Origin of the sequence: Klebsiella sp. V115_8, from assembly GCF_029967715.1 — a bacterium.
Taxonomy (GTDB): Bacteria; Pseudomonadota; Gammaproteobacteria; order Enterobacterales; family Enterobacteriaceae; genus Klebsiella; species Klebsiella quasipneumoniae.
The window spans coordinates 1-19,292 of sequence record NZ_JASCAR010000041.1 but is presented as its reverse complement, the minus strand read 5'-3'; the positions used below and the strand labels follow the sequence as shown (position 1 = coordinate 19,292).

Genomic DNA, 19,292 nt, shown 5'->3' with positions numbered 1-19,292 from the left:
CTTATTCGCTTACCGGTTGAGTGGAATGACGCGAAAAACGCAGCCGCAAACGGTCAAAGAAAAGATAGACCACCGGCGTGGTGTAGAGCGTTAACAGCTGGCTCATCACCAGACCGCCGACGATGGTGATCCCCAGCGGCTGGCGCAGCTCGGAGCCGTCGCCGCCGGAGAGCACCAGCGGCAGGGCGCCGAACAGCGCGGCGAGGGTGGTCATCATAATCGGCCGGAAACGCAGCAGGCAGGCCTGGAAAATCGCCTCTTCCGGCGTCAGGTTGCCGGTGCGCTGCGCCTCAAGGGCAAAATCAACCATCATGATGGCGTTTTTCTTCACGATGCCAATTAATAACATGATCCCGATAAGGGCGATGAGGCTGAACGGGGCATCGAATATCTCCAGCGCCAGCAGCGCGCCCACCCCGGCGGAGGGCAGCGTCGAAAGGATGGTCAGCGGATGCACATAGCTCTCGTAGAGCATCCCCAGCACGATATAGACCGTGGCGATGGCCGCGAGGATCAGGATCACCTGCGCGTTCATGGTCTGCTGGAACACCTGAGCGGTACCGGCAAAGGAGCCGCGTACGGTGGACGGCACCCCGAGCTGGGTCATCGCGCGGTTAATCGCCTCGCTGGCTTCCGACAGCGAGCGGCCGGTGGGCAGGTTAAAGGAGATAGTGGACGCCGCCGACAGCCCCTGGTGGTTCACCGACAGCGGGGCGTTGGCCGGCTGCCATTTGGCGAAGTAGGCCAGCGGGATCGGCTTGCCCTCGCTGTTGATGACAAACATCTTATCCAGGGCGCTGACGTCCTGGGTATAGGCCGGGTCGACCTGCATCACCACTTTATACTGGTTCAGCGGCTGGTAGATGGTGGAGATTTGCCGCTGGCCGAAGGCGTTGTTCAGCAGGTTGTTGGCGTCCTGAACGCTGATGCCAAGGCGCGACATGGTATCCCGGTCATAGACCAGGTCCATTTCGGCGCCATTGTCCTGCTGATCCGAGTTGACGTCCGCCAGCTCAGGCAGCGCCGCCAGCGCTTTGCGGATCTTCGGCTCCCATTCGCGCAGCGCCGACAGGTCATCGGACAGCAGGGTGTACTGATAGCTGGCGTTCGACTGCCGGCCGCCGACGCGGATATCCTGCACCGCCATCAGGAACAGATTGGCCCCGGGCTCGTTGGCCAGCTTTTTGCGCAGCCGGTCGATCACCTGCTGCGCCGTCTCGTGGCGCTGGTCGCGCGGTTTGAGGGTGATAAACATCATCCCGCTGTTGACCCGCGAGCCGCCGGTAAACCCGGTGACGTTATCCACCGCCGGATCTTCGCGAATGATCTTCATAAAGTCCTGCAGCTTGCCGCGCATCGCCTGGAAGGAGATGCTCTGGTCGGCCTGAATGCCGCCCATCAGCACCCCGGTGTCCTGCTCCGGGAAGAAGGTTTTCGGGATCGAGATATAGAGCCAGACGCTGAGGGCGATGGTGCCCAGCACCACCAGGCCGGTCAGGCGGCTGTGCTTCAGCACCCATTTTAACGACTTACCATAGCCACCCTGCATGGCCACCAGCAGGCGGCCAAAGCCGCGGTTGCGCGTCGGCTGGTGGGGTTTGCCGCTTTTCAGCAGCCAGCCGCACATCATCGGCGTCAGGGTGAGGGAGACCGCCAGCGAGATGCCGATCGCCACCGACAGGGTGACGGCGAACTCGCGCAGCAGGCGGCCGGGCAGGCCGCCCATCAGCAGCAGCGGCAAAAACACCGCCACCAGCGACAGGCTCATCGACAGGACGGTAAAGCCGACCTCGCGGCTCCCCTGCAGCGCCGCCTGCAGCGGTTTCATCCCCGCCTCCAGATGGCGGGAGATATTCTCCAGCACCACGATGGCGTCATCCACCACGAAGCCGGTGGCGATGGTCAGCGCCATCAGCGACAGGTTGTTAAGGCTGAAGCCGCACAGGTACATGGCGGCGAAGGTACCGATTAAGGAAACCGGGACGGCGACGGCCGGGATCAGCGTCGCGCGCCCGGATCGCAGGAAGAGGAAGACCACCAGGATCACCAGCGCCACCGAGATCACCAGCGTCTGCTCCACCTCCTCCAGCGAGGCGCGAATAGTCGGCGAGCGGTCCTGGGCGATCTGCAGATCGATGGCCGCCGGAATGGTCTGCTGCAGCTCCGGCAGGCGGGCGCGGATGCTGTCCACCGTCTGGATGATATTGGCTTCCGGCAGTTTGCGGATCATCAGCAGGATCGCTGGTTTGGCGTTGGTCATCCCGGCGTTGCGCACATCCTGCACCGAATCCGAGACGGTGGCGACATCCCCCAGCCGCACCGCGGCGCCGTTCTGGTAGTGGACGATCAGCGGCTGATAGTCGGCGGCGGTCTTCAGCTCATCGTTGGTCTGCACCTGCCAGCGGTGGGCGCTGTCCTCCAGCGCCCCCTGCGGTTTGCGCACGTTAGCGTCGCTGATGGCGGTGCGCACCGCGTCCAGCGACACGCCCTGGTTGAACAGCGCCTGCGGATTGAGATCGACGCGCACCGCCGGCAGGGAGCTGCCGCCGACGTCGACATCGCCGACGCCGTCGATCTGCGCGATGGTCTGCGCCAGCTGGGTGGAGGCGAAATCATACAGCTCACCCTGGGAGTAGGTGTCGGAGGTAAGCGTCAGGATCATGATCGGCGCATCCGACGGGTTGGCTTTGCGGTAGGTCGGCCGGCTCGGCATCCCGCTCGGCAGCAGGCTTTGCGCGGCGTTGATCGCCGCCTGCACGTCGCGCGCCGCGCCGTTGATATCGCGGTCGAAGTTAAACTCGAGAATGATGCGGGTGCTGCCGAGCGAGCTGGAGGAGGTCATCTCATTGACCCCGGCAATCCGCCCCAGGGAGCGCTCCAGCGGGGTGGCCACCGACGAAGCCATGGTCTCCGGCGAGGCCCCCGGCAGCGAGGCGCTGACCATGATCACCGGGAAATCCACCTGCGGCAGCGGGGCCACCGGCAGCAGCCGGAAGCCGAGAATGCCGCACAGGGTGATGGCCAGCGAGATGAGGATCGTCGCCACCGGGCGGTAAATGAAGAGGGCGAAAAACTTCACTTACGCCTCCTCTTCCTGACGCGGGAAGCGACGCTTCAGATGCAGCGACAGGCGGTCGAACAGCAGGTAGATCACCGGGGTGGTGAACAGGGTCAGCACCTGGCTGAGCATCAGACCGCCGACCATGCCGATCCCCAGCGGACGCCGCAGCTCGGCGCCGACGCCGGTGCTCAGCATCAGCGGCAGGGCGCCGAGCAGGGCGGCGAGGGTGGTCATCAGGATCGGGCGAAAACGCAGCAGACAGGCCTGATAGATCGCCTCCCGCGGTGGCATGCCCTGCTCGCGCTCGGCGGCCAGCGCGAAGTCGATCATCATGATGGCGTTCTTCTTCACGATGCCGATCAGCAGAATAATGCCGATGATGGCGATCACGTCCAGCTCGCTGCCCGCCAGCCACAGCGCCAGCAGCGCCCCGACCCCGGCGGTGGGCAGGGTGGAGAGAATGGTGATCGGATGGATAAAGCTCTCATACAGCACCCCCAGCACGATATACATCGCCACCACCGCGGCCACGACCAGCCAGACGGTGCTGCCCAGCGCCGACTGGAAGGCCAGCGAGCTGCCCTGGAACTGGGTGCGGATATCGGTCGGGAAATCCAGCGACTGTTCGGCGGCGAGGATCGCCTCCACCGCTTCGCCGAGCGAATAGTTGTCCGGCACGTTAAACGAGATAGTGGTCACCGGGAACTGATCGAGGTGGTTCACCGACAGCGGGGTAAAGCGCTGCTCCACCGTGGCGATGGCGGTCAGCGGCACAATGCCGCCGTCTCTGCTGGTCAGGCGGATATTATCCAGCGCCGCCAGGCCCGGGGTCGCTTCGGTATCCTGCTCAAGCACCACGCGATACTGATTCGCCTGGGTGTAAATGGTGGAGATCAGCCGCTGGCCGAAGGCGTTGTACAGCGCGTTATCGACGTCCGCCATCGAGATGCCGAGGCGGCTGGCGCTGTCCCGGTCCACCTTGATGTAGGCGGCCAGGCCTTTGTCCTGCCAGTCGCTACTGACGTCGGCCAGCTGCGGCTGAGCCTGCAGGCGGCTGAGCAGCGGCGGCACCCAGGTGCTCAGCGCCTCGAGGGAGTTCGCCTGCAGTGTGAACTGGTACTGGGTGCGGCTCACCGTGGTGTCGATGGTCAGATCCTGGGTCGGCTGCAGATAGAGCGCCACGCCGGGGACGCCGGCCACCGCCTGCTGCAGACGGCTAATCACCGTCTGAACGCGGTCGTCGCGTTCATCCAGCGGCTTGAGGTTGATCTGCAGGCGGGCGCTGTTCAGCGCCGGGTTGGTGCCGTCGACGCCGACAAACGAGGTCAGGCTCTCCACCGCCGGATCCTTGAGGATAATGTCGGAAACCTGCTGCTGGCGCTGGGCCATGCTGGCGAAGGAGACCGACTGCGGCGCCTGGAGGGTGCCCTGGATAATGCCGTTATCCTGAATCGGGAAGAAGCCTTTGGGAATAAAGATCCACAGCAGGATCGACAGCGCCAGGGTGCTCAGGGCGACGCCGAGCGTCAGCCACGGATGGTTCAGCACCCGGCTCAGCCAGCGGCCATAGACGGCGATCACCCGGTCGAAGAAGCGCTCGCTGGCCCGCGAGAAGCGGTTCTGCTTGCGCAGCGATTCGTGGCTTAACATGCGGGCGCACATCATCGGCGTCAGGGTCAGGGAGACCACCGCCGAGATAAGAATAGCGACGGCAAGGGTGACAGCGAATTCGCGGAACAGGCGGCCGACGATATCGCCCATAAACAGCAGCGGGATCAGCACCGCGATCAGCGAGAAGGTGAGGGAGATAATGGTGAAACCAATTTCCCCTGCGCCTTTCAGCGCGGCGGCCAGCGGTTTCTCGCCTTTTTCGATATAGCGCGAGATGTTCTCGATCACCACGATGGCGTCATCCACCACAAAGCCGGTGGCGATGGTGAGGGCCATCAGCGTCAGGTTGTTGATGGAGAAGTCGAGGAACACCATCACCGCGAAGGTGCCCACCAGCGACAGCGGCACCGCGACGCCGGGAATAATGGTCGCCGGGACGTTGCGCAGGAACAGATAGATGATCATCACCACCAGGGCGATGGCCAGCATCAGCTCAAACTGCGTGTCGCGCACCGAGGCGCGAATATTGGTGGTCCGGTCGGAAAGAACCTGCACCTTCACCGATTTTGGCAGGCTCTCGGTGAGCTGCGGCAGCATCTGGCGAATGCTGTCGGCGGTGTCGATAATGTTGGCCCCCGGCTGACGCTGGACGTTCATCACGATGGCCCGCTGCTGGTTGGCCCACGCCCCCAGCCAGCTGTTCTCTGCGCCTTGTTCGACGCTGGCGACGTCGCCAAGGCGGATCGGCGCCCCGTTCTGATAAGCGATAATCAGCCGGCGGTAATCCTCAGCGGACTGCATCTGATCGTTAGCGGAAAGCGTCACCGCGCGGGCCGGGCCGTCGAGGCTGCCTTTCGCCGAGTTGACGTTGGCGCTGGTGATGGCGGTGCGCACGGTTTCGCTGGTCAGGCCGAGGGCGGCGATGGCCTGGGCGTTCAGCTTGACCCGCACCGCCGGGCGTTGGCCGCCGGCGAGGGTCACCAGACCGACGCCGGAAACCTGAGAAATCTTCTGCGCCACCCGGGTCTCCACCATATCCTCCACCTGGGTCATCGGAATGGCCGAGGAGGTGACGGCGAGGGTCATGATCGGCGGATCCGCCGGGTTGACCTTGCTGTAGACCGGCGGGTTGGGCAGATCGCTCGGCAGCAGGTTGGTGGCGGCGTTAATGGCCGCCTGCACTTCCTGCTCGGCGACGTCCAGCGGCAGGGTCAGCTGGAACTGGAGCGTGACGACCGAGGCGCCGCCGGAGCTTTGGGAGGACATCTGCTTAAGGCCGGACATCTGGCCGAACTGGCGCTCCAGCGGGGCGGTGATGGCGGAGGTCACCACGTCCGGGCTGGCGCCCGGATAGAGGGTGACCACCTGGATGGTCGGGTAATCGACCTCCGGCAGGGCGGAGACCGGCAGAAAACGGTAGCCGATGATCCCGGCCAGCAGGATCGCCACCATCAGCAGCGTGGTGGCCACCGGACGCATAATAAATAGCCGGGACGGGCCGCCGGTGCGGCCTGGGGGTAACACCTGCATCAGGAACGCGCTCCGTGTTTACCGCTCTGGCGCGGGGCGGGCTGCGCCTGCTCGCCGCTGCTGGCGGTGACAACTTCCACTTTCGCCCCTTCGGTCAGGCGGTCAATCCCGTCGGTGACCACGCGATCCCCGGCGGAAAGCCCGGCGCTGATCACCACTTTCTGGCTGTCCTGAATCCCCGGGGTGACGCTGTGTTTGCTGACCTTATTCTCATCGTTCAGCACCCATACAAAATGCCCTTCGTTGCCCATCTGCAGGGCGGCGGCAGGGATCACCACCGCGTTCTGCTGGGTATCCACCAGCAGGCGGGCATTAACGAACTGGTTGGGGAACAGGGCGTCGTCCAGATTGCTAAAGCGCGCCTTCAGCTTGATGGTCCCGGTGGTCGCATCGATCTGGTTGTCGAGGCTCAGCAGCTCCCCGACGCTGATTTTCTGCTTATTGGTGCGGTCCCAGGCTTCGACGCTGAGCGCTTTGCCCGCTTTCTGCGCCTGCACCACCGTGGCGATGGTGCTTTCCGGCAGGGTAAAGACCACGTCGATCGGGTGCGTCTGGGTGAGAACCACAATCCCGGTGGTATCCCCGCTGGAAATCTGGTTGCCGATATCCACCTGCTTTAAGCCGACGCGGCCGTCAATCGGCGCGGTGATGCGCGTCCAGTCGAGCTGCAGCTGGGCGCTGGCGACGGCGGCTTCATCGGCCTTCACGGTGCCGGCGGATTCCACCACCAGCGACTGCTGGGTGTCGAGCTCCTGGCGGGAGACGAGGTTGGTTTTCACCAGCTGCTGGTAACGGGCCAGATCGCGGCGGGCGTTGGCCAGGGTGGCGTTATCTTTCGCCAGCTGACCCTGCGCCTGGGCAAGGGCCACCTTAAACTGGCTGGGGTCGATCTGCGCCAGCAGATCGCCGGCTTTGACCTGCTGCCCCTCCTGGAAGTGAAGGCTCAGCAGCTGGCCGTCGACCCGGCTGCGGACGGTGACGGTATTGGCCGCCGTCACGGTACCCAGCCCGGTAAGATAGCGCGGCACCGCTTGTTCGGTCGCGGTGGCGGCTTGCACCGGCGCCAGCGCGCCGCCAAAGCGACCATGGCGCGCGCCGCCCGGCCCCTGCGGACCCTGCCCGGCGGCGGGCGTCCCGCTGCCGCTCGTTCCACGATCGTGCCAGAACCAGTAGGCGGTCCCGGCGATAATCACTACCGCCAGCGCGGCGCCCCAACGACGTATGTTACTGCCTTTCATTAGTTTACGGTCTCATCCTGAAGCGTTTCGCTGAATGATACTAGTTTAGTGAGGGAAGGGGCCGTAAAAATGGAGGAATTATGAAAAGAAGGTTGAGAAATGTCTGGATAACGGCGGCGATGGCGGGCGGTCTCGCCGCCGATTTCCGGGGTGATATCAACTTTTAGTTTAAAAAAGTAAAAAATAGTTGTATCCGCAAGGGCTTTAATTAGATTTATGCGGTGAATAAATCAGTGCATTTCCATAATAATAAAATATGCACTTATAAATCAACGTGTTGAATAATCAGGGGTCATTGCTGTGGCAAACGCAAACAAACTCACGCTCTTCATCGTCATTTTTATGCTGATGGGGATCCTCTCCGGCGCGGCTATCCATGCCTACGCGACGCCGACCACCATCTCCGCATGGGCAGACAACATCACGCTGCTGACCGATCTGTTTCTGCGCTTAATCAAAATGGTCATCGCGCCGTTGGTGTTCAGCACCCTGACGGTCGGTATTATGCGCCTCGGCGAGACGGCGACCATTGGCCGGGTGGGCGGTAAGGCGATGGTGTGGTTTATCACCTCGTCGGTATTGTCCATTCTCGTCGGGCTGGTGATCGTCACCTTCCAGCACCCGGGCGCCGGGCTAAACCTGACGGTGCCGAAAGAGGCGGTGGATACCGGCCTGGCGGTCAGCGGCATGACTCTGAAAGGGTTCCTGTCGCATACCATTCCCACCAGCATCACCGAGGCGATGGCCAACAACGAGATCCTGCAGATCGTGGTGTTCTCGATGTTCTTTGGCATCGCCGGCGCGTCGCTGGGGGAGAAGTTTAATGCGCCGCTGGTGGCGGCCCTTAACGTGGTGTCGCACATTATGCTGAAGGTGACGGGCTATGTGATGTACGTTGCGCCGCTGGCCATCTTCGCCGCCATCTCGTCGGTGATTGCCTCGCAGGGGCTGGGAATTTTGCTCAACTACGCGTCGTTCATTGGCGGTTATTACCTGGCGGTGCTGCTGACCAGCGCGGTGCTGATTGCCGTCGGCTATATGGTGCTCAAGAAAGAGGTCTTCCGCCTGCTGAACATGCTGAAAGATCCGGTGCTGGTGGCCTTTACTACCAGCAGCTCGGAAGCGGCCTATCCGAAGACCCTCGAGCGGCTGGTGAAGTTTGGCTGTTCGCGCAATATCGTCTCGTTCGTCCTGCCGATTGGTTACTCATTTAACCTCGTCGGCTCGATGGTTTACTGCTCCTTCGCCGCGATGTTTATCGCTCAGGCCTATAACGTATCGCTGAGCTTCAGCGAGATGACGGTCATGATGCTGACCCTGATGCTGGCCTCAAAAGGCATCGCCGGGGTGCCGCGCTCGGCGCTGGTGGTGCTGGCGGCCACCATTCCCAGCTTCCATATTCCGGTTGCCGGGATCCTGCTGCTGATGGGCATCGACCACTTCCTCGATATGGGGCGCTCCGCCATCAACGTGCTGGGCAATGGCATCGCCACCGCCATGCTGTCGAAAAATGAAGGTCTGCTCACCGACGAGGAAGCGCAGCCGGACTGGGAAGCGGAGAAAGTGGAAGCCTGATCCTGCCGCGCCCTCGCGCAGAGGGCGCCATTCCACATGGAAAAAAAGACCCCTGACAGGCACGTCAGGGGCAATGTGACGAAGTATCAGTTTTCCTCGTAAATAGTCTTTTTTCTTATATAAAGGCGCGCGGTAACGTCTTTATACCGAGGAAGCGTCAGAGTTTAACGTTATGTCTGGCAGCGCTGGCGCTTTTTTAGCATTCAGCGGCTATTTTCAGATTTCCGACAATATAGCCAGGTGAAAATCTTATTTTCTTCTGCACGCTATTTGCCTACCAGCGCTCACGTAACAGATTCATAAACTGGAAAAAGTCGTGGTTATTATTCAGGCTGTATTTTTCCATAATCTTATTCTTATGATAAGCGGCGGTGCGGGGGCTGACGCGCTGCAGGGCGGCGATTTTACTCATATCGAGACCTTCGAGAATACCGTGCACCACGGCGGTCTGGGAGCGCGACAGCACGCGATGCGGGCAGCTGGCGCAGCTGAGCTCCCGGCCTGCGTCGTCGGTGGCCGAAGGCGCCATACAATGCTGGAGCTCGCTTTTAATAATCGTCAGCAGTTGCGGAATACTGGCCGTCTTGAGCGAGACAAAAATGACCCCTTTCAGGCAGTTAATCATGAAATCCTCTTCCGGCAGCTGGTCGTAGCTGTGGAGGATAATCAGCGAACTGCCTTTTTTCCTGTTTTTAATCAGCGTATTGCACAGGTAGATTTCGCCGGGGATCACTTCGCAAATGATGATGTCTTCCCCTGACAGGTCATTATTCCGCCAGGAAAAGCGTGCCCGCTGATCGCCCCGGGTGAGGTCATTGACCATGGCGACCAGCGATTCACGGACAAAGGTGTTACGGGTATTGATGGTGACATTAATGTTTCTCATGGCGTTATTTCCTTACGCAAAAACATAACGCCATGCTGTGACACATCCTCCGGGCGTATGCGGTGTGTTGACTGTATTAAAGTACCTGCAATATGTTTTTATTATTCTAAAGTGAATTATTTACGACGCGTCGAACGCTTATCGTTAAAGGTAAATTTTACCCGTTTCCTGTCTTTCAGATAGGAAATAAAACTGTATACAGAGATGCTGAAGAAAAAAATGCATAGCAATAAAACTAACCACGTTTGCATGGCCATCGTTTTTACCTTGGTTGTGTTGCATGGTGTCATAATTTGCCGCGAACGGCTAATACGTTTTGTTATATGTTTTTCTGTCCGCTGAAAATCATACGTCATCATCCTTATGTAGTAGCACTATAAGAAAGTTCTTAAGGTCATCGTCAGTCTCATTCCTCTCATTTCTCTCAGAAAATGAGAAAAATTAACACTTGCGAGTCATTCATATCCAGCACGGCCGCCGACATACCCCGTCTATCAGGAGATAAAGGCCAGCCCCTTACCAAAGATGGCGCGTACGGGCAGGTGGATCCCCTGCTGGCGAGCCTTGTGGCGCAGGCGGCTAACCACCACGTCGATGCGGTGCAGGTCAGGCTCGCTTTCATGGGAGAACAGGCAGGCATGGAGATCCAGCTTGCTGCATACTTCGTTGCGATTGCGCATTAAGAGCTCCACCAGGCGATATTCCTGCTGGGTTAACTCCAGCGTCCGGGCGTCGGGTGAGATCAGTTTATCTTCGTGCAGACGCCACAGCCCGGTGGCGGGGGGAGAGACGGCGCTGGCCGTCTCCGGCGGCGGGGAGGCCGCCGGGCGATCCTGCTGCAGGCGGGCGCCGAGGGCGGTCAGGGTCTCCGCGAGGTGGGCGAAGTTAACCGGCTTGATCAGGTAAGCATCCGCCCCGAGGCTCAGCGCCTGCAGTTTATCCTGCTGCTGGCCGCGGGCGCTGACCACCACCAGACCGTAGTGGCCCAGCTCATGCAGGTAGCTCAGGACGCTGAAGCCATCCTCGCCGGGCAGACCGATATCTATCAGCACGATGTCCACCGGATGGCTGTGCAGCTGCCGCCAGAAGGCTTCGGCGCTGCACGTCCCCCAGACCTCGAAGCCGCGATAGCCCAGCCAGGCCAGCAGTTCATCCAGCAGATCGGGGTTATCTTCAATTATCGCCAGCCGTAAAGCCATGCGTCGTTCTCCTCTTAAGCAACCGTGGGGAGGGTAAGGATAAAGGTGCAGCCGTCCGGGCCATGCTCGGCCAGCCACAGTTTGCCATCATGAGCCTGCACGATCTGGCGCGCAACATACAGTCCGAGACCGGTGCCGCCCGGCACTGGCGACGTATGTTCTCCGCGCCGATAGCGCTCAAAGATCAGTTCCGCCTGCCCGGCGGGGAGTCCAGGACCGTAGTCGCGAATGCGCAGCTCTGTGTGCCCGGCATCGGCGTGAATATCGATAGTGATTTCGCCCGGCGGCGAATACTTGACCGCGTTATCCAGCAGGTTGGCGATGGCGATGCACAGCAGGCCGGCGTCGGCTTGTAGCTGCGGGCTTTCCACCGCGCCGTGATGGCGAATGTTCAGGTAATGGTCGTGAGAGATAGCCACTACCGAGGCCGCCATAGTGATCACCGTCAGCAGGGCGGTCTGCTGGCGGTCGACGTGCAGATCGTGGGAAGCGAGCCGGGCGTCGGCGAGGCAGTTATCGGTGAGCTGCACCAGACGGGTGGCGGCGCGGCCGATGCGATCGAAGCGCGCCTCCTGGCTGGCCGACGCCGCCGAGAGGCGGAGATTCTCCAGCGCGGCCTGGATCACCGCCAGCGGGGTGCGGAATTCATGCGCCACCATGCCCATAAACTGCCGCTGGTGGAAGCTGGCCTCACGCTCGATCTGCAGCTCGCGCGCCAGGCGCTGCTTCTGCTCCAGCTGGCGGTTTTCAGCGCGCACCCGCAGGATGGCAATGATCAGCACCGTAATGATGTGGACGATCAGCGCATACTGCCAGAGGGAATAGATCGCCATATGAAACGGGATAATACCGTGGATCGACAGCTGCACCAGCACCGCGGCGGCGACATAGAACGGCGGCAGGAGCCCCAGCAGGAGGGTGTTGCGGTCGATAGCTTTTTTGCGCCACAGCCACCAGGAGGTGAAAAGCAGCACCGGAGTGATAATGATAAAGATCACCCCTTCAATCTGCATGGCGAGGCCGTAAAACCCCAGCGGAATGCTGACCTGCAGCAGCAGGTTGAGCGCCACGGCGGCGATCAGCAGCCGGTAAAGCCGCGGCATATTTTTCTTCAAATCAAATATCTCGCTGTGCAGCCACAGGGCGGTGGCATAGCTGAACAGGGAGAGGCTGCTGATCATAAAGTCCTGGAAGGGCAGCGCGGCGTGGCCGAAAAACCACTCCGGGAAACCGTGCAGGGCGGCTACCAGCGGATAATTGAGCGAGAAGAAGCAGATGCCCCACAGCAGACGCCGGCGCAGGGCCAGGGCCAGCCACAGCGCCACGCCGCTGGCGACCGCCGCGAGGCCAAAATAGAAACTCCAGAAGGCGGTGTCGGCGGTGGCCCGCTGCAGATAGGCCTGCGGAGAAGAGAGGGAGGCCAGCAGGATCAGGGTGCTGGTGCTCTGCAGGCGAAAGACCATCTCATAGCCGGCGGCGGTGGGCGGCGGAGGGAGGATCAGCACGCTTTCTCGATAGTGAAGATCGCTCTCCCGGGCCAAGTCACGGTCGCCAAAGGTCCGCGCGGTCCACGGCGCGTCGCTGCCCAGTGGCCGGTAATAGAGAGTCAGGTGGTCGACGAAAGAGGGACCAATCTGCAGCCAGCGCGACTCGCCGGCAAACCATGCACCCGGCAGCTCGCTGCGCAGCCACAGGGTTTTGCGTGAATAGCCGAAGGAGGGGATTTGCCGGGTGGTGGCGAGCTGGTCCACGGGCAGGTCGGCAAAGCGATCGATGGTCATCTGGCCGCTGTCGTCCGCGTACCATTCGACGGGGATATCCGTTCCCAGTTGTCGGGGCGCCGACTGCGCCTGCGGGGCGATCAGCAGCAAGAGCAATCCGCAGCTGACCAGCCAGCCTGCCAGGAACCGCGGCCGGCAACGCCGGACCGCTGCGAAGATCGCAGACACCCTTTTCAATCACGCCCCCTTGCGGCATGCAAAGATTACTGACCGCAGACGACTGGCTACGGTATGGATAATACGCCCCCGGAAGCGGAGGAAAGTGGACAGGCCTGTCCGGACGAACAGGCCATTTTGCGTGGGAGACCAGGAATATTCCAGCGTAATCTGCAACGCCGCGATCAGGACAGACCTGCTGCGCGGCAGCGCCGGGCAAGGGCTAGCGGAAAACCACCTGCGCCCAGCGGGCCAGCCCGGCGGTTACTGAGCCAAAATCATCCCCACCGGCCAGCGGAATACCCGGGAGCTTGGCCGCCAGCGCCTTTTTGATCAGCGGTGAGCGGGCGCTACCGCCGGTCAGATAGATCACGTCCGGGGTGGTCTGGCTGCTGTCGAGGGCAAGCTGCACCTGTTCCATAATGCGGCTCAGCGGCTGATCCAGCGCCGCTTCCAGCCCCTGCCGGGAGATGGCGGTGGCCAGCTCGTCCTGAATAAACGGCAGCGCGGTCTCGACGCTGTCCGCGCTGGAGAGGGCGATTTTGCTCTCTTCGGCGCTGCGCACCAGACGATAGCTCAGGCGCTGACGCCAGACCTTCAGCAGCAGGGCCACTTTATCGGCATCCCGGGCGCTGCGCAGCAGGTCGTTAAGCAGACGGCCATTGGCGGTGCTGTAGAAGTCGCTCTGCGCCGGGACGTCGTTGATCGCCACCGCGTTCCACCACGGAAGGATCGGCAGCGCGGTGCCTTTCTCCGTTTCGCCGCCCATGCCGAGCAGGGGCATCAGGCATTTGAAGGCCAGGGCAATATCGAGGTCGTTACCGCCGATGCGGCAGCCGCTGTGGCCGAGCAGGCTCTGCTGGCGGTCGGCGCGCTCCCGCCACTGCGGGCCCATCAGCAGCAGGGAGCAGTCGGTGGTCCCGCCGCCGATATCGACGACCAGCACCCGCTTCTCTTCACTGAGGGTGGCTTCGAAATCCAGCCCGGCGGCCACCGGCTCAAACTGGAAGACCACATCGCGGAAACCGGCGCGAAGGGCGGCCCGCTTAAGGATCCCCTGCGCCTGGGCGTTGGCTTCGTCGCCGCCGAGGCCCTGGAAGTTGATCGGCCGGCCTATCACCGCCTGGTCGATCTGCTCGGGCAGCTGGCTTTCCGCCTGCAGCTTGATGTGCAACATCATGGCGCAGACCAGGTCTTCAAACAGGGCCACCTGCTGCGGCTTGAGGCCGCTGGCGCCGAGGAAGGACTTTGGCGATTTGACGAAGTAGACCTCTTCCGGATCTTCAACATACTGATGCAGGGAGGCGAGGCCGAACTGCACGCTGTTGCGCAGCACCTCGATGTCTTCGTCGCGGTTGGCGGCGATGGCCCGGCGCAGCAGCGCCTGGTTTTCGTCGCTGTGGGTCGGCACCTCGTGATGGCGATAGAGCCACTCGCTGACCGCTTCGCGCGTCGGCGCGCAGAGCATGGAGGGCAGCAGCGCGCTGCCGTTTTCCAGCGTCAACAGCTGGGGCTTGTTTTCCCGCATTACGGCCACCGAACAGTTGGCGGTGCCGTAGTCAAAACCAATAAACATCGTCTGCAAAATCCCCATGCCGGTGAAGAAGGGGGGCGACTTTAGCGGATCGCCGTCATGCCGACAACCGGAATTTAAAAGCAAGGCGCTGACGGTGAAGGGCGACTATCATTGAAACGCTATATAAAGGAGAGCTTATGGTGTTGTTACCCTGGACCCCGCCCTACGACTGGGGGTGGATGGTTGGTTTTCTGCAGGCGCGCGCAGTCGCCGGCGTCGAGCGTTTTCATGACGGAGGCTACAGCCGCAGCTTTCGCGTAGCAGGCCACGGCGGGCTGATTCATCTGGCGCCGGACGAGGAGGCGCAGGGCCTGCGGGTGACGCTCTCCCCGGGGCTGCAGCCGGTGGCGGAGATCTGCTATGCGCGAATTGGCCAGCTGTTTGATCTGGCCTGCGACCCGCAGCAGGTCGCTCGCACGCTGGGCGACCTGGCGCAGGCGCGGCCGGGGCTGCGCCTGCCCGGGGCGCTGGACGCTTTCGAACAGGCGGTGCGCGCGGTGCTCGGCCAGCTGGTGAGCGTGGCGATGGCCGCCCGGCTCACCGCCAAAGTGGCGGCCGGCTGGGGCGAACCGCTGGCGGATGCCCCCGGCTATGTTTTATTCCCAACGCCGGAGGCGCTTTCCCGGGCCGATCCGCAGGCGCTGAAGGCGCTGGGGATGCCGCTTCGCCGCGCGGAGGCGCTGATCCACCTCGCCCGGGCGGCGCTCAGCGGCGAGCTGCCCCTGACCGCGCCGGCGGATATCGACGCCGGGCTGCGTCAATTGCAGACTTTGCCCGGGATTGGCCGCTGGACGGCCAGTTATTTTGCCCTGCGCGGCTGGCAGGCGAAGGATATCTTTTTGCCGGACGACTACCTGATTAAACAGCGCTTTCCGGGAATGACCCCGGCCGCCATCGCCCGCTATGCTCGCCGCTGGCAGCCGATGCGATCTTATGCGCTGTTGCATATCTGGTATACCGATGACTGGGCGCCGGCGGCGGAATAGCCGTCCGGGGCGCATACCACTGGTATCGGGACGCTGAAATCCCTATAATTGCCGCGTTTGGCGGTCCGCCGCCACCCTCCATCTCTATCCAGGTTAATCAGGTCGCAAAAATTTATGACTGATATGTCCCATCAGTGCGTCATTGTAGGCATCGCCGGCGCATCGGCTTCTGGCAAAAGTCTTATTGCCAGTACTCTCTATCGCGAATTGCGTGAACAAGTTGGCGACGAACATATTGGCGTCATTCCGGAAGACAGCTATTACAAAGATCAAAGTCATCTGTCGATGGAAGAGCGCGTCAAAACTAACTATGACCACCCGAGCTCAATGGACCACAGTCTGTTGTTCCAGCACCTGCAGATGCTGAAAAGCGGCCAGCCGATTGAACTGCCGGTCTACAGCTACGTCGAGCATACCCGCACGCCGAACACCATTCACGTCGAGCCGAAGAAGGTGATTATTCTTGAAGGGATCCTGCTGCTGACCGATGCGCGCCTGCGTAACGAGCTCAACTTCTCTATTTTCGTCGACACCCCGCTCGATATTTGCCTGATGCGCCGCATTAAGCGCGACGTTAACGAGCGCGGCCGCTCCATGGACTCGGTGATGGCCCAGTATCAGAAGACCGTGCGCCCGATGTTCCTGCAGTTTATTGAGCCGTCGAAGCAGTATGCCGACATCATCGTGCCGCGCGGCGGCAAAAACCGCATCGCGATTGATATTCTGAAGGCCAAAATCAGTCAGTTCTTTGAATAACCTGGCCGAATTGTGTAACGTGCAAAGAGTAGCCCTGTTGCCCTCTCCGCCGCGAAGCGTGCGGGAAGCAGCCTTATAAGGAGAAAGCCCATGCGTCTGTGTGACCGAGATATCGAAGCCTGGTTGGATGAAGGGCGACTGGCCATCAATCCGCGCCCGCCCGTTGAGCGTATTAATGGCGCGACGGTTGATGTACGGCTGGGTAATAAATTCCGCACCTTCCGCGGCCACACGGCGCCGTTTATCGATTTAAGCGGCCCGAAGGCCGAGGTGAGCGCCGCGCTGGACCGCGTGATGAGCGAAGAGATCGTTCTGCCGGAAGGGGAGGCCTTTTTCCTGCATCCGGGCGAACTGGCGCTGGCGGTGACCTATGAGTCGGTCACCCTGCCTGCCGACCTGGTGGGCTGGCTTGACGGGCGCTCCTCGCTGGCGCGCCTGGGGCTGATGGTGCACGTGACCGCGCACCGCATCGACCCGGGCTGGTCCGGCTGCATCGTGCTGGAATTCTACAACTCCGGCAAGCTGCCGCTGGCGCTGCGCCCGGGGATGCCCATCGGCGCGCTGAGCTTTGAACCATTATCGGGCCCGGCGGCCCGGCCATATAACCGCCGTGAAGACGCCAAATATCGCGACCAGCAGGGCGCGGTGGCGAGCCGAATCGACAAGGATTGATAACGTCAACGGGGTGTTGCTGAGGGTGCCATGAGACGAATACTGACAACGCTGATGATCCTGCTGGCGGTCATTGTCGCCGGGCTTACCTCGTTGGTATTGCTGGTCAATCCCAACGATTTTCGCGCCTATATGGTGCATGAGGTGGCAGAGCGCAGCGGTTATCAGCTTGAACTCGATGGCCCGCTGCGCTGGCACGTCTGGCCGCAGCTCAGCATTCTCAGCGGGCGCATGACGCTGACCGCCAGAGGCGCTGAAGAGCCGGTGATCCGCGCCGACAACATGCGCCTCGACGTGGCGCTGCTGCCGCTGCTTTCGCACCAGCTGCAGGTGAAGCAGGTGATGCTCAAGGGGGCGGTGATCCAGCTGACCCCGAAAACCGAGGCGGTTCGCGACAGCGCGGCGCCGGTGGTGCCGCATGACAACACCCTGCCGCTGGCCCCGGAGGACCGCGGATGGTCCTACGACGTGCGACAGCTGCAGGTGGCCGACAGCGTGCTCTTCTTCCAGCATGAAAACGGCGAGCAGGTGACCGTGCGCGATATCCGCCTGCAGATGGAGCAGGATGAGAACCACCGGGCCACCGTCGATTTCTCCGGCCGCGTCAACCGCGACCAGCGCGACCTGGCGCTGAACTTCACCGCCATCGTGCAGGGCGGCGACTATCCGCATTCGTTAAAAGCCGACTTTAGCCAGCTCAGCTGGCAGCTGCGCGGCGCTGAGCTGCCCCCCGACGGCATCAATGGTCAGGGGAGCCTGCAGGCCAGCTGGCAGGAAGATAGCAAGACCCTGCGCTTTGATAATCTGAACCTGATGGCCAGCGGCAGCACCCTCACCGGCAACGGCAGCGTGGTGCTGGGAGAGCGCCCGGACTGGTCATTGGATCTGCACGCCACCACCCTGAATCTCGACAGTCTGCTGGCGTCCTCTTCGCCGGCGACCGACAGCAGCGCCAGCCAGCAGGGCCAGAGCCAGACGCGCCCGCTGCGTCCGGTGATCGCCGACAGCGATGAGCGCGAAGATTACCAGAGCCTGCGCGGCTTTACCGGCCGGATGGCCCTGAGCGCCGACCAGCTGCAGTGGCGCGGCCTGAACTTCACCCAGGTGCAGAGCGAGATCAGCAATAAGCAGGGGCTGCTGACGGTCAGCAAAATGCAGGGCAGCCTCGACGGCGGCCAGCTTTCCCTCCCCGGCACCCTTGATGCCCGCGGCGACACGCCGCAGGCGACGTTCCAGCCGGCGCTGCAGAACGTGGAGATCGGTTCGCTGATCAAAGCCTTCAACTATTCCTTAAGCCTGACCGGCAAGCTGTCGCTGACCGGCGAGTTTTCCGGAGCGCGCATTGACGCGGATGATTTCCGCCGTCGCTGGCAGGGCCAGGCGCAGATCCAGATGACGGATACCCGTACCGAAGGACTTAACTTCCAGCAGCTGGTGCAGCAGGCCGTGGAGCGCAGCACCAACGTCCGGGCGCAGGAAAATTACGACAACGCCACCCGGCTGGATGCCGTGAGCAGCCAGCTGACGCTGGATAACGGGCTGGTGACGCTGAACCGCGTGCAGGGGCAGTCCGACGTGATGGCGATGACCGGCGAAGGACAGCTCGATCTGCAGAAAGAAAACTGCGATATGCGCTTTAACGTGCGCGTGCTCGGCGGCTGGAAAGGTGAGGGCAAGCTTATCGACCGCCTGAAGCAGACCGCCATCCCGCTGCGCATCTACGGCGACTGGCAGTCGCTGAGCTACAGCCTGCAGGTGGACCAGATCCTGCGTAAACAGCTGCAGGATGAAGCGAAGCAGCGCCTCAACGACTGGGTCGAACGTAATAAAGGCAGCAAAGAGAGCAAAGACGCTAAAAAGCTGCTCGATAAGCTGTAATCGTCCAGACCAGCAGCCCGGGACTACCGGGCTGTGAGCATGTCGTCAAAGTATGATGTCACGTTGATGCCGGGCGGCGGCTACGCCTGACCCGGCCTGTGATGTGAGCATGTCGTCCAGGTGTGATGTCACGTGGGTGCCGGGCGGCGGCTACGTCTGACCCCGCCTGGGTTGTGCGGCGGGGGGGCATCCCCCGGTTTGTGTCGCCATCCCGTAGGCCTGATAAGCGAAGCGCCATCAGGCAGTGTGGCGGCGGTAGAGCATCAATTCCCTGTGATGTGAGCATGTCGTCCAGGTGTGATGTCACATTGATGCCGGGCGGCGGCTACGCCTGACCCCGCCTGGGTTGTGCGGCAGGGGTAATCCCCCGGTTTGCGTCGCCATCCC

The 19,292-nt window shown here is 61.9% G+C and carries 13 protein-coding genes; 5 read left to right on the top strand and 8 right to left on the bottom strand.

Annotation, left to right across the window (positions count from 1 at the left end):
• Nucleotide 1: 1 nt before the first annotated feature.
• Genes mdtC through QLG03_RS18765 form a run of 3 tightly spaced genes read right to left on the bottom strand, consistent with a single transcriptional unit; the run spans nucleotide 2 to nucleotide 7,440 of the window.
• On the bottom strand, nucleotides 2-3,079 hold the full coding sequence (gene mdtC, locus QLG03_RS18775) for a multidrug efflux RND transporter permease subunit MdtC (RefSeq protein ID WP_194859705.1): 3,078 nt from the start codon (nucleotides 3,077-3,079) through the stop codon (nucleotides 2-4).
• Nucleotides 3,080-6,202 carry an MdtB/MuxB family multidrug efflux RND transporter permease subunit gene (locus tag QLG03_RS18770; RefSeq protein ID WP_255989097.1) on the bottom strand — a complete coding sequence of 1,041 codons (3,123 nt, stop codon included), beginning with the start codon at nucleotides 6,200-6,202 and terminating at the stop codon, nucleotides 3,080-3,082.
• Complete coding sequence (locus tag QLG03_RS18765; protein ID WP_023290392.1) at nucleotides 6,202-7,440, bottom strand: MdtA/MuxA family multidrug efflux RND transporter periplasmic adaptor subunit; 1,239 nt, start codon at nucleotides 7,438-7,440, stop codon at nucleotides 6,202-6,204. The genes QLG03_RS18770 and QLG03_RS18765 overlap by 1 nt, the downstream gene beginning before the upstream one ends.
• 300 nt (nucleotides 7,441-7,740) lie before the next feature.
• Between QLG03_RS18765 and QLG03_RS18760 the strand changes: the two genes are divergently transcribed.
• Nucleotides 7,741-9,015 (top strand): dicarboxylate/amino acid:cation symporter, encoded by a 1,275-nt coding sequence (locus QLG03_RS18760; RefSeq protein WP_032453470.1) that lies wholly within the window; start codon nucleotides 7,741-7,743, stop codon nucleotides 9,013-9,015.
• A gap of 274 nt (nucleotides 9,016-9,289) precedes the next feature.
• On the opposite strand, the gene QLG03_RS18755 is transcribed toward QLG03_RS18760, so the two are convergent.
• From QLG03_RS18755 to yegD, 5 genes are all read right to left on the bottom strand, one after another.
• Nucleotides 9,290-9,901, bottom strand: coding sequence for a transcriptional regulator (locus QLG03_RS18755; protein ID WP_023290390.1), 612 nt, complete (start codon nucleotides 9,899-9,901; stop codon nucleotides 9,290-9,292).
• A 116-nt stretch (nucleotides 9,902-10,017) separates the two neighbouring features.
• On the bottom strand, nucleotides 10,018-10,158 hold the full coding sequence (locus tag QLG03_RS18750; protein WP_032453469.1) for a small membrane protein: 141 nt from the start codon (nucleotides 10,156-10,158) through the stop codon (nucleotides 10,018-10,020).
• 237 nt (nucleotides 10,159-10,395) lie between these two features.
• On the bottom strand, nucleotides 10,396-11,100 hold the full coding sequence (locus tag QLG03_RS18745; RefSeq protein WP_255989101.1) for a response regulator transcription factor: 705 nt from the start codon (nucleotides 11,098-11,100) through the stop codon (nucleotides 10,396-10,398).
• A gap of 14 nt (nucleotides 11,101-11,114) precedes the next feature.
• A complete protein-coding gene (locus QLG03_RS18740) occupies nucleotides 11,115-12,971 on the bottom strand; it encodes a sensor histidine kinase (protein WP_255989196.1) in 1,857 nt (618 codons plus the stop codon).
• Nucleotides 12,972-13,260: 289 nt separating this feature from the next.
• Complete coding sequence (gene yegD / locus QLG03_RS18735) at nucleotides 13,261-14,613, bottom strand: molecular chaperone (protein ID WP_255989104.1); 1,353 nt, start codon at nucleotides 14,611-14,613, stop codon at nucleotides 13,261-13,263.
• A gap of 137 nt (nucleotides 14,614-14,750) precedes the next feature.
• Here yegD and alkA point away from each other — a divergent pair, with 137 nt between their 5' ends.
• The 4 genes from alkA (at nucleotide 14,751) to asmA (ending at nucleotide 18,905) form a co-directional block, all read left to right on the top strand.
• Nucleotides 14,751-15,599 carry a DNA-3-methyladenine glycosylase 2 gene (gene alkA / locus QLG03_RS18730; RefSeq protein ID WP_072420686.1) on the top strand — a complete coding sequence of 283 codons (849 nt, stop codon included), beginning with the start codon at nucleotides 14,751-14,753 and terminating at the stop codon, nucleotides 15,597-15,599.
• Nucleotides 15,600-15,713: 114 nt separating this feature from the next.
• Complete coding sequence (gene udk, locus QLG03_RS18725; protein WP_002912442.1) at nucleotides 15,714-16,355, top strand: uridine kinase; 642 nt, start codon at nucleotides 15,714-15,716, stop codon at nucleotides 16,353-16,355.
• Nucleotides 16,356-16,445: 90 nt separating this feature from the next.
• Nucleotides 16,446-17,027: a dCTP deaminase gene (gene dcd, locus QLG03_RS18720; RefSeq protein WP_004151145.1), complete on the top strand. Its 582-nt coding sequence runs from the start codon at nucleotides 16,446-16,448 to the stop codon at nucleotides 17,025-17,027.
• 30 nt (nucleotides 17,028-17,057) lie between these two features.
• A complete protein-coding gene (asmA, locus tag QLG03_RS18715) occupies nucleotides 17,058-18,905 on the top strand; it encodes an outer membrane assembly protein AsmA (RefSeq protein WP_255989108.1) in 1,848 nt (615 codons plus the stop codon).
• Nucleotides 18,906-19,292 lie beyond the last annotated feature (387 nt).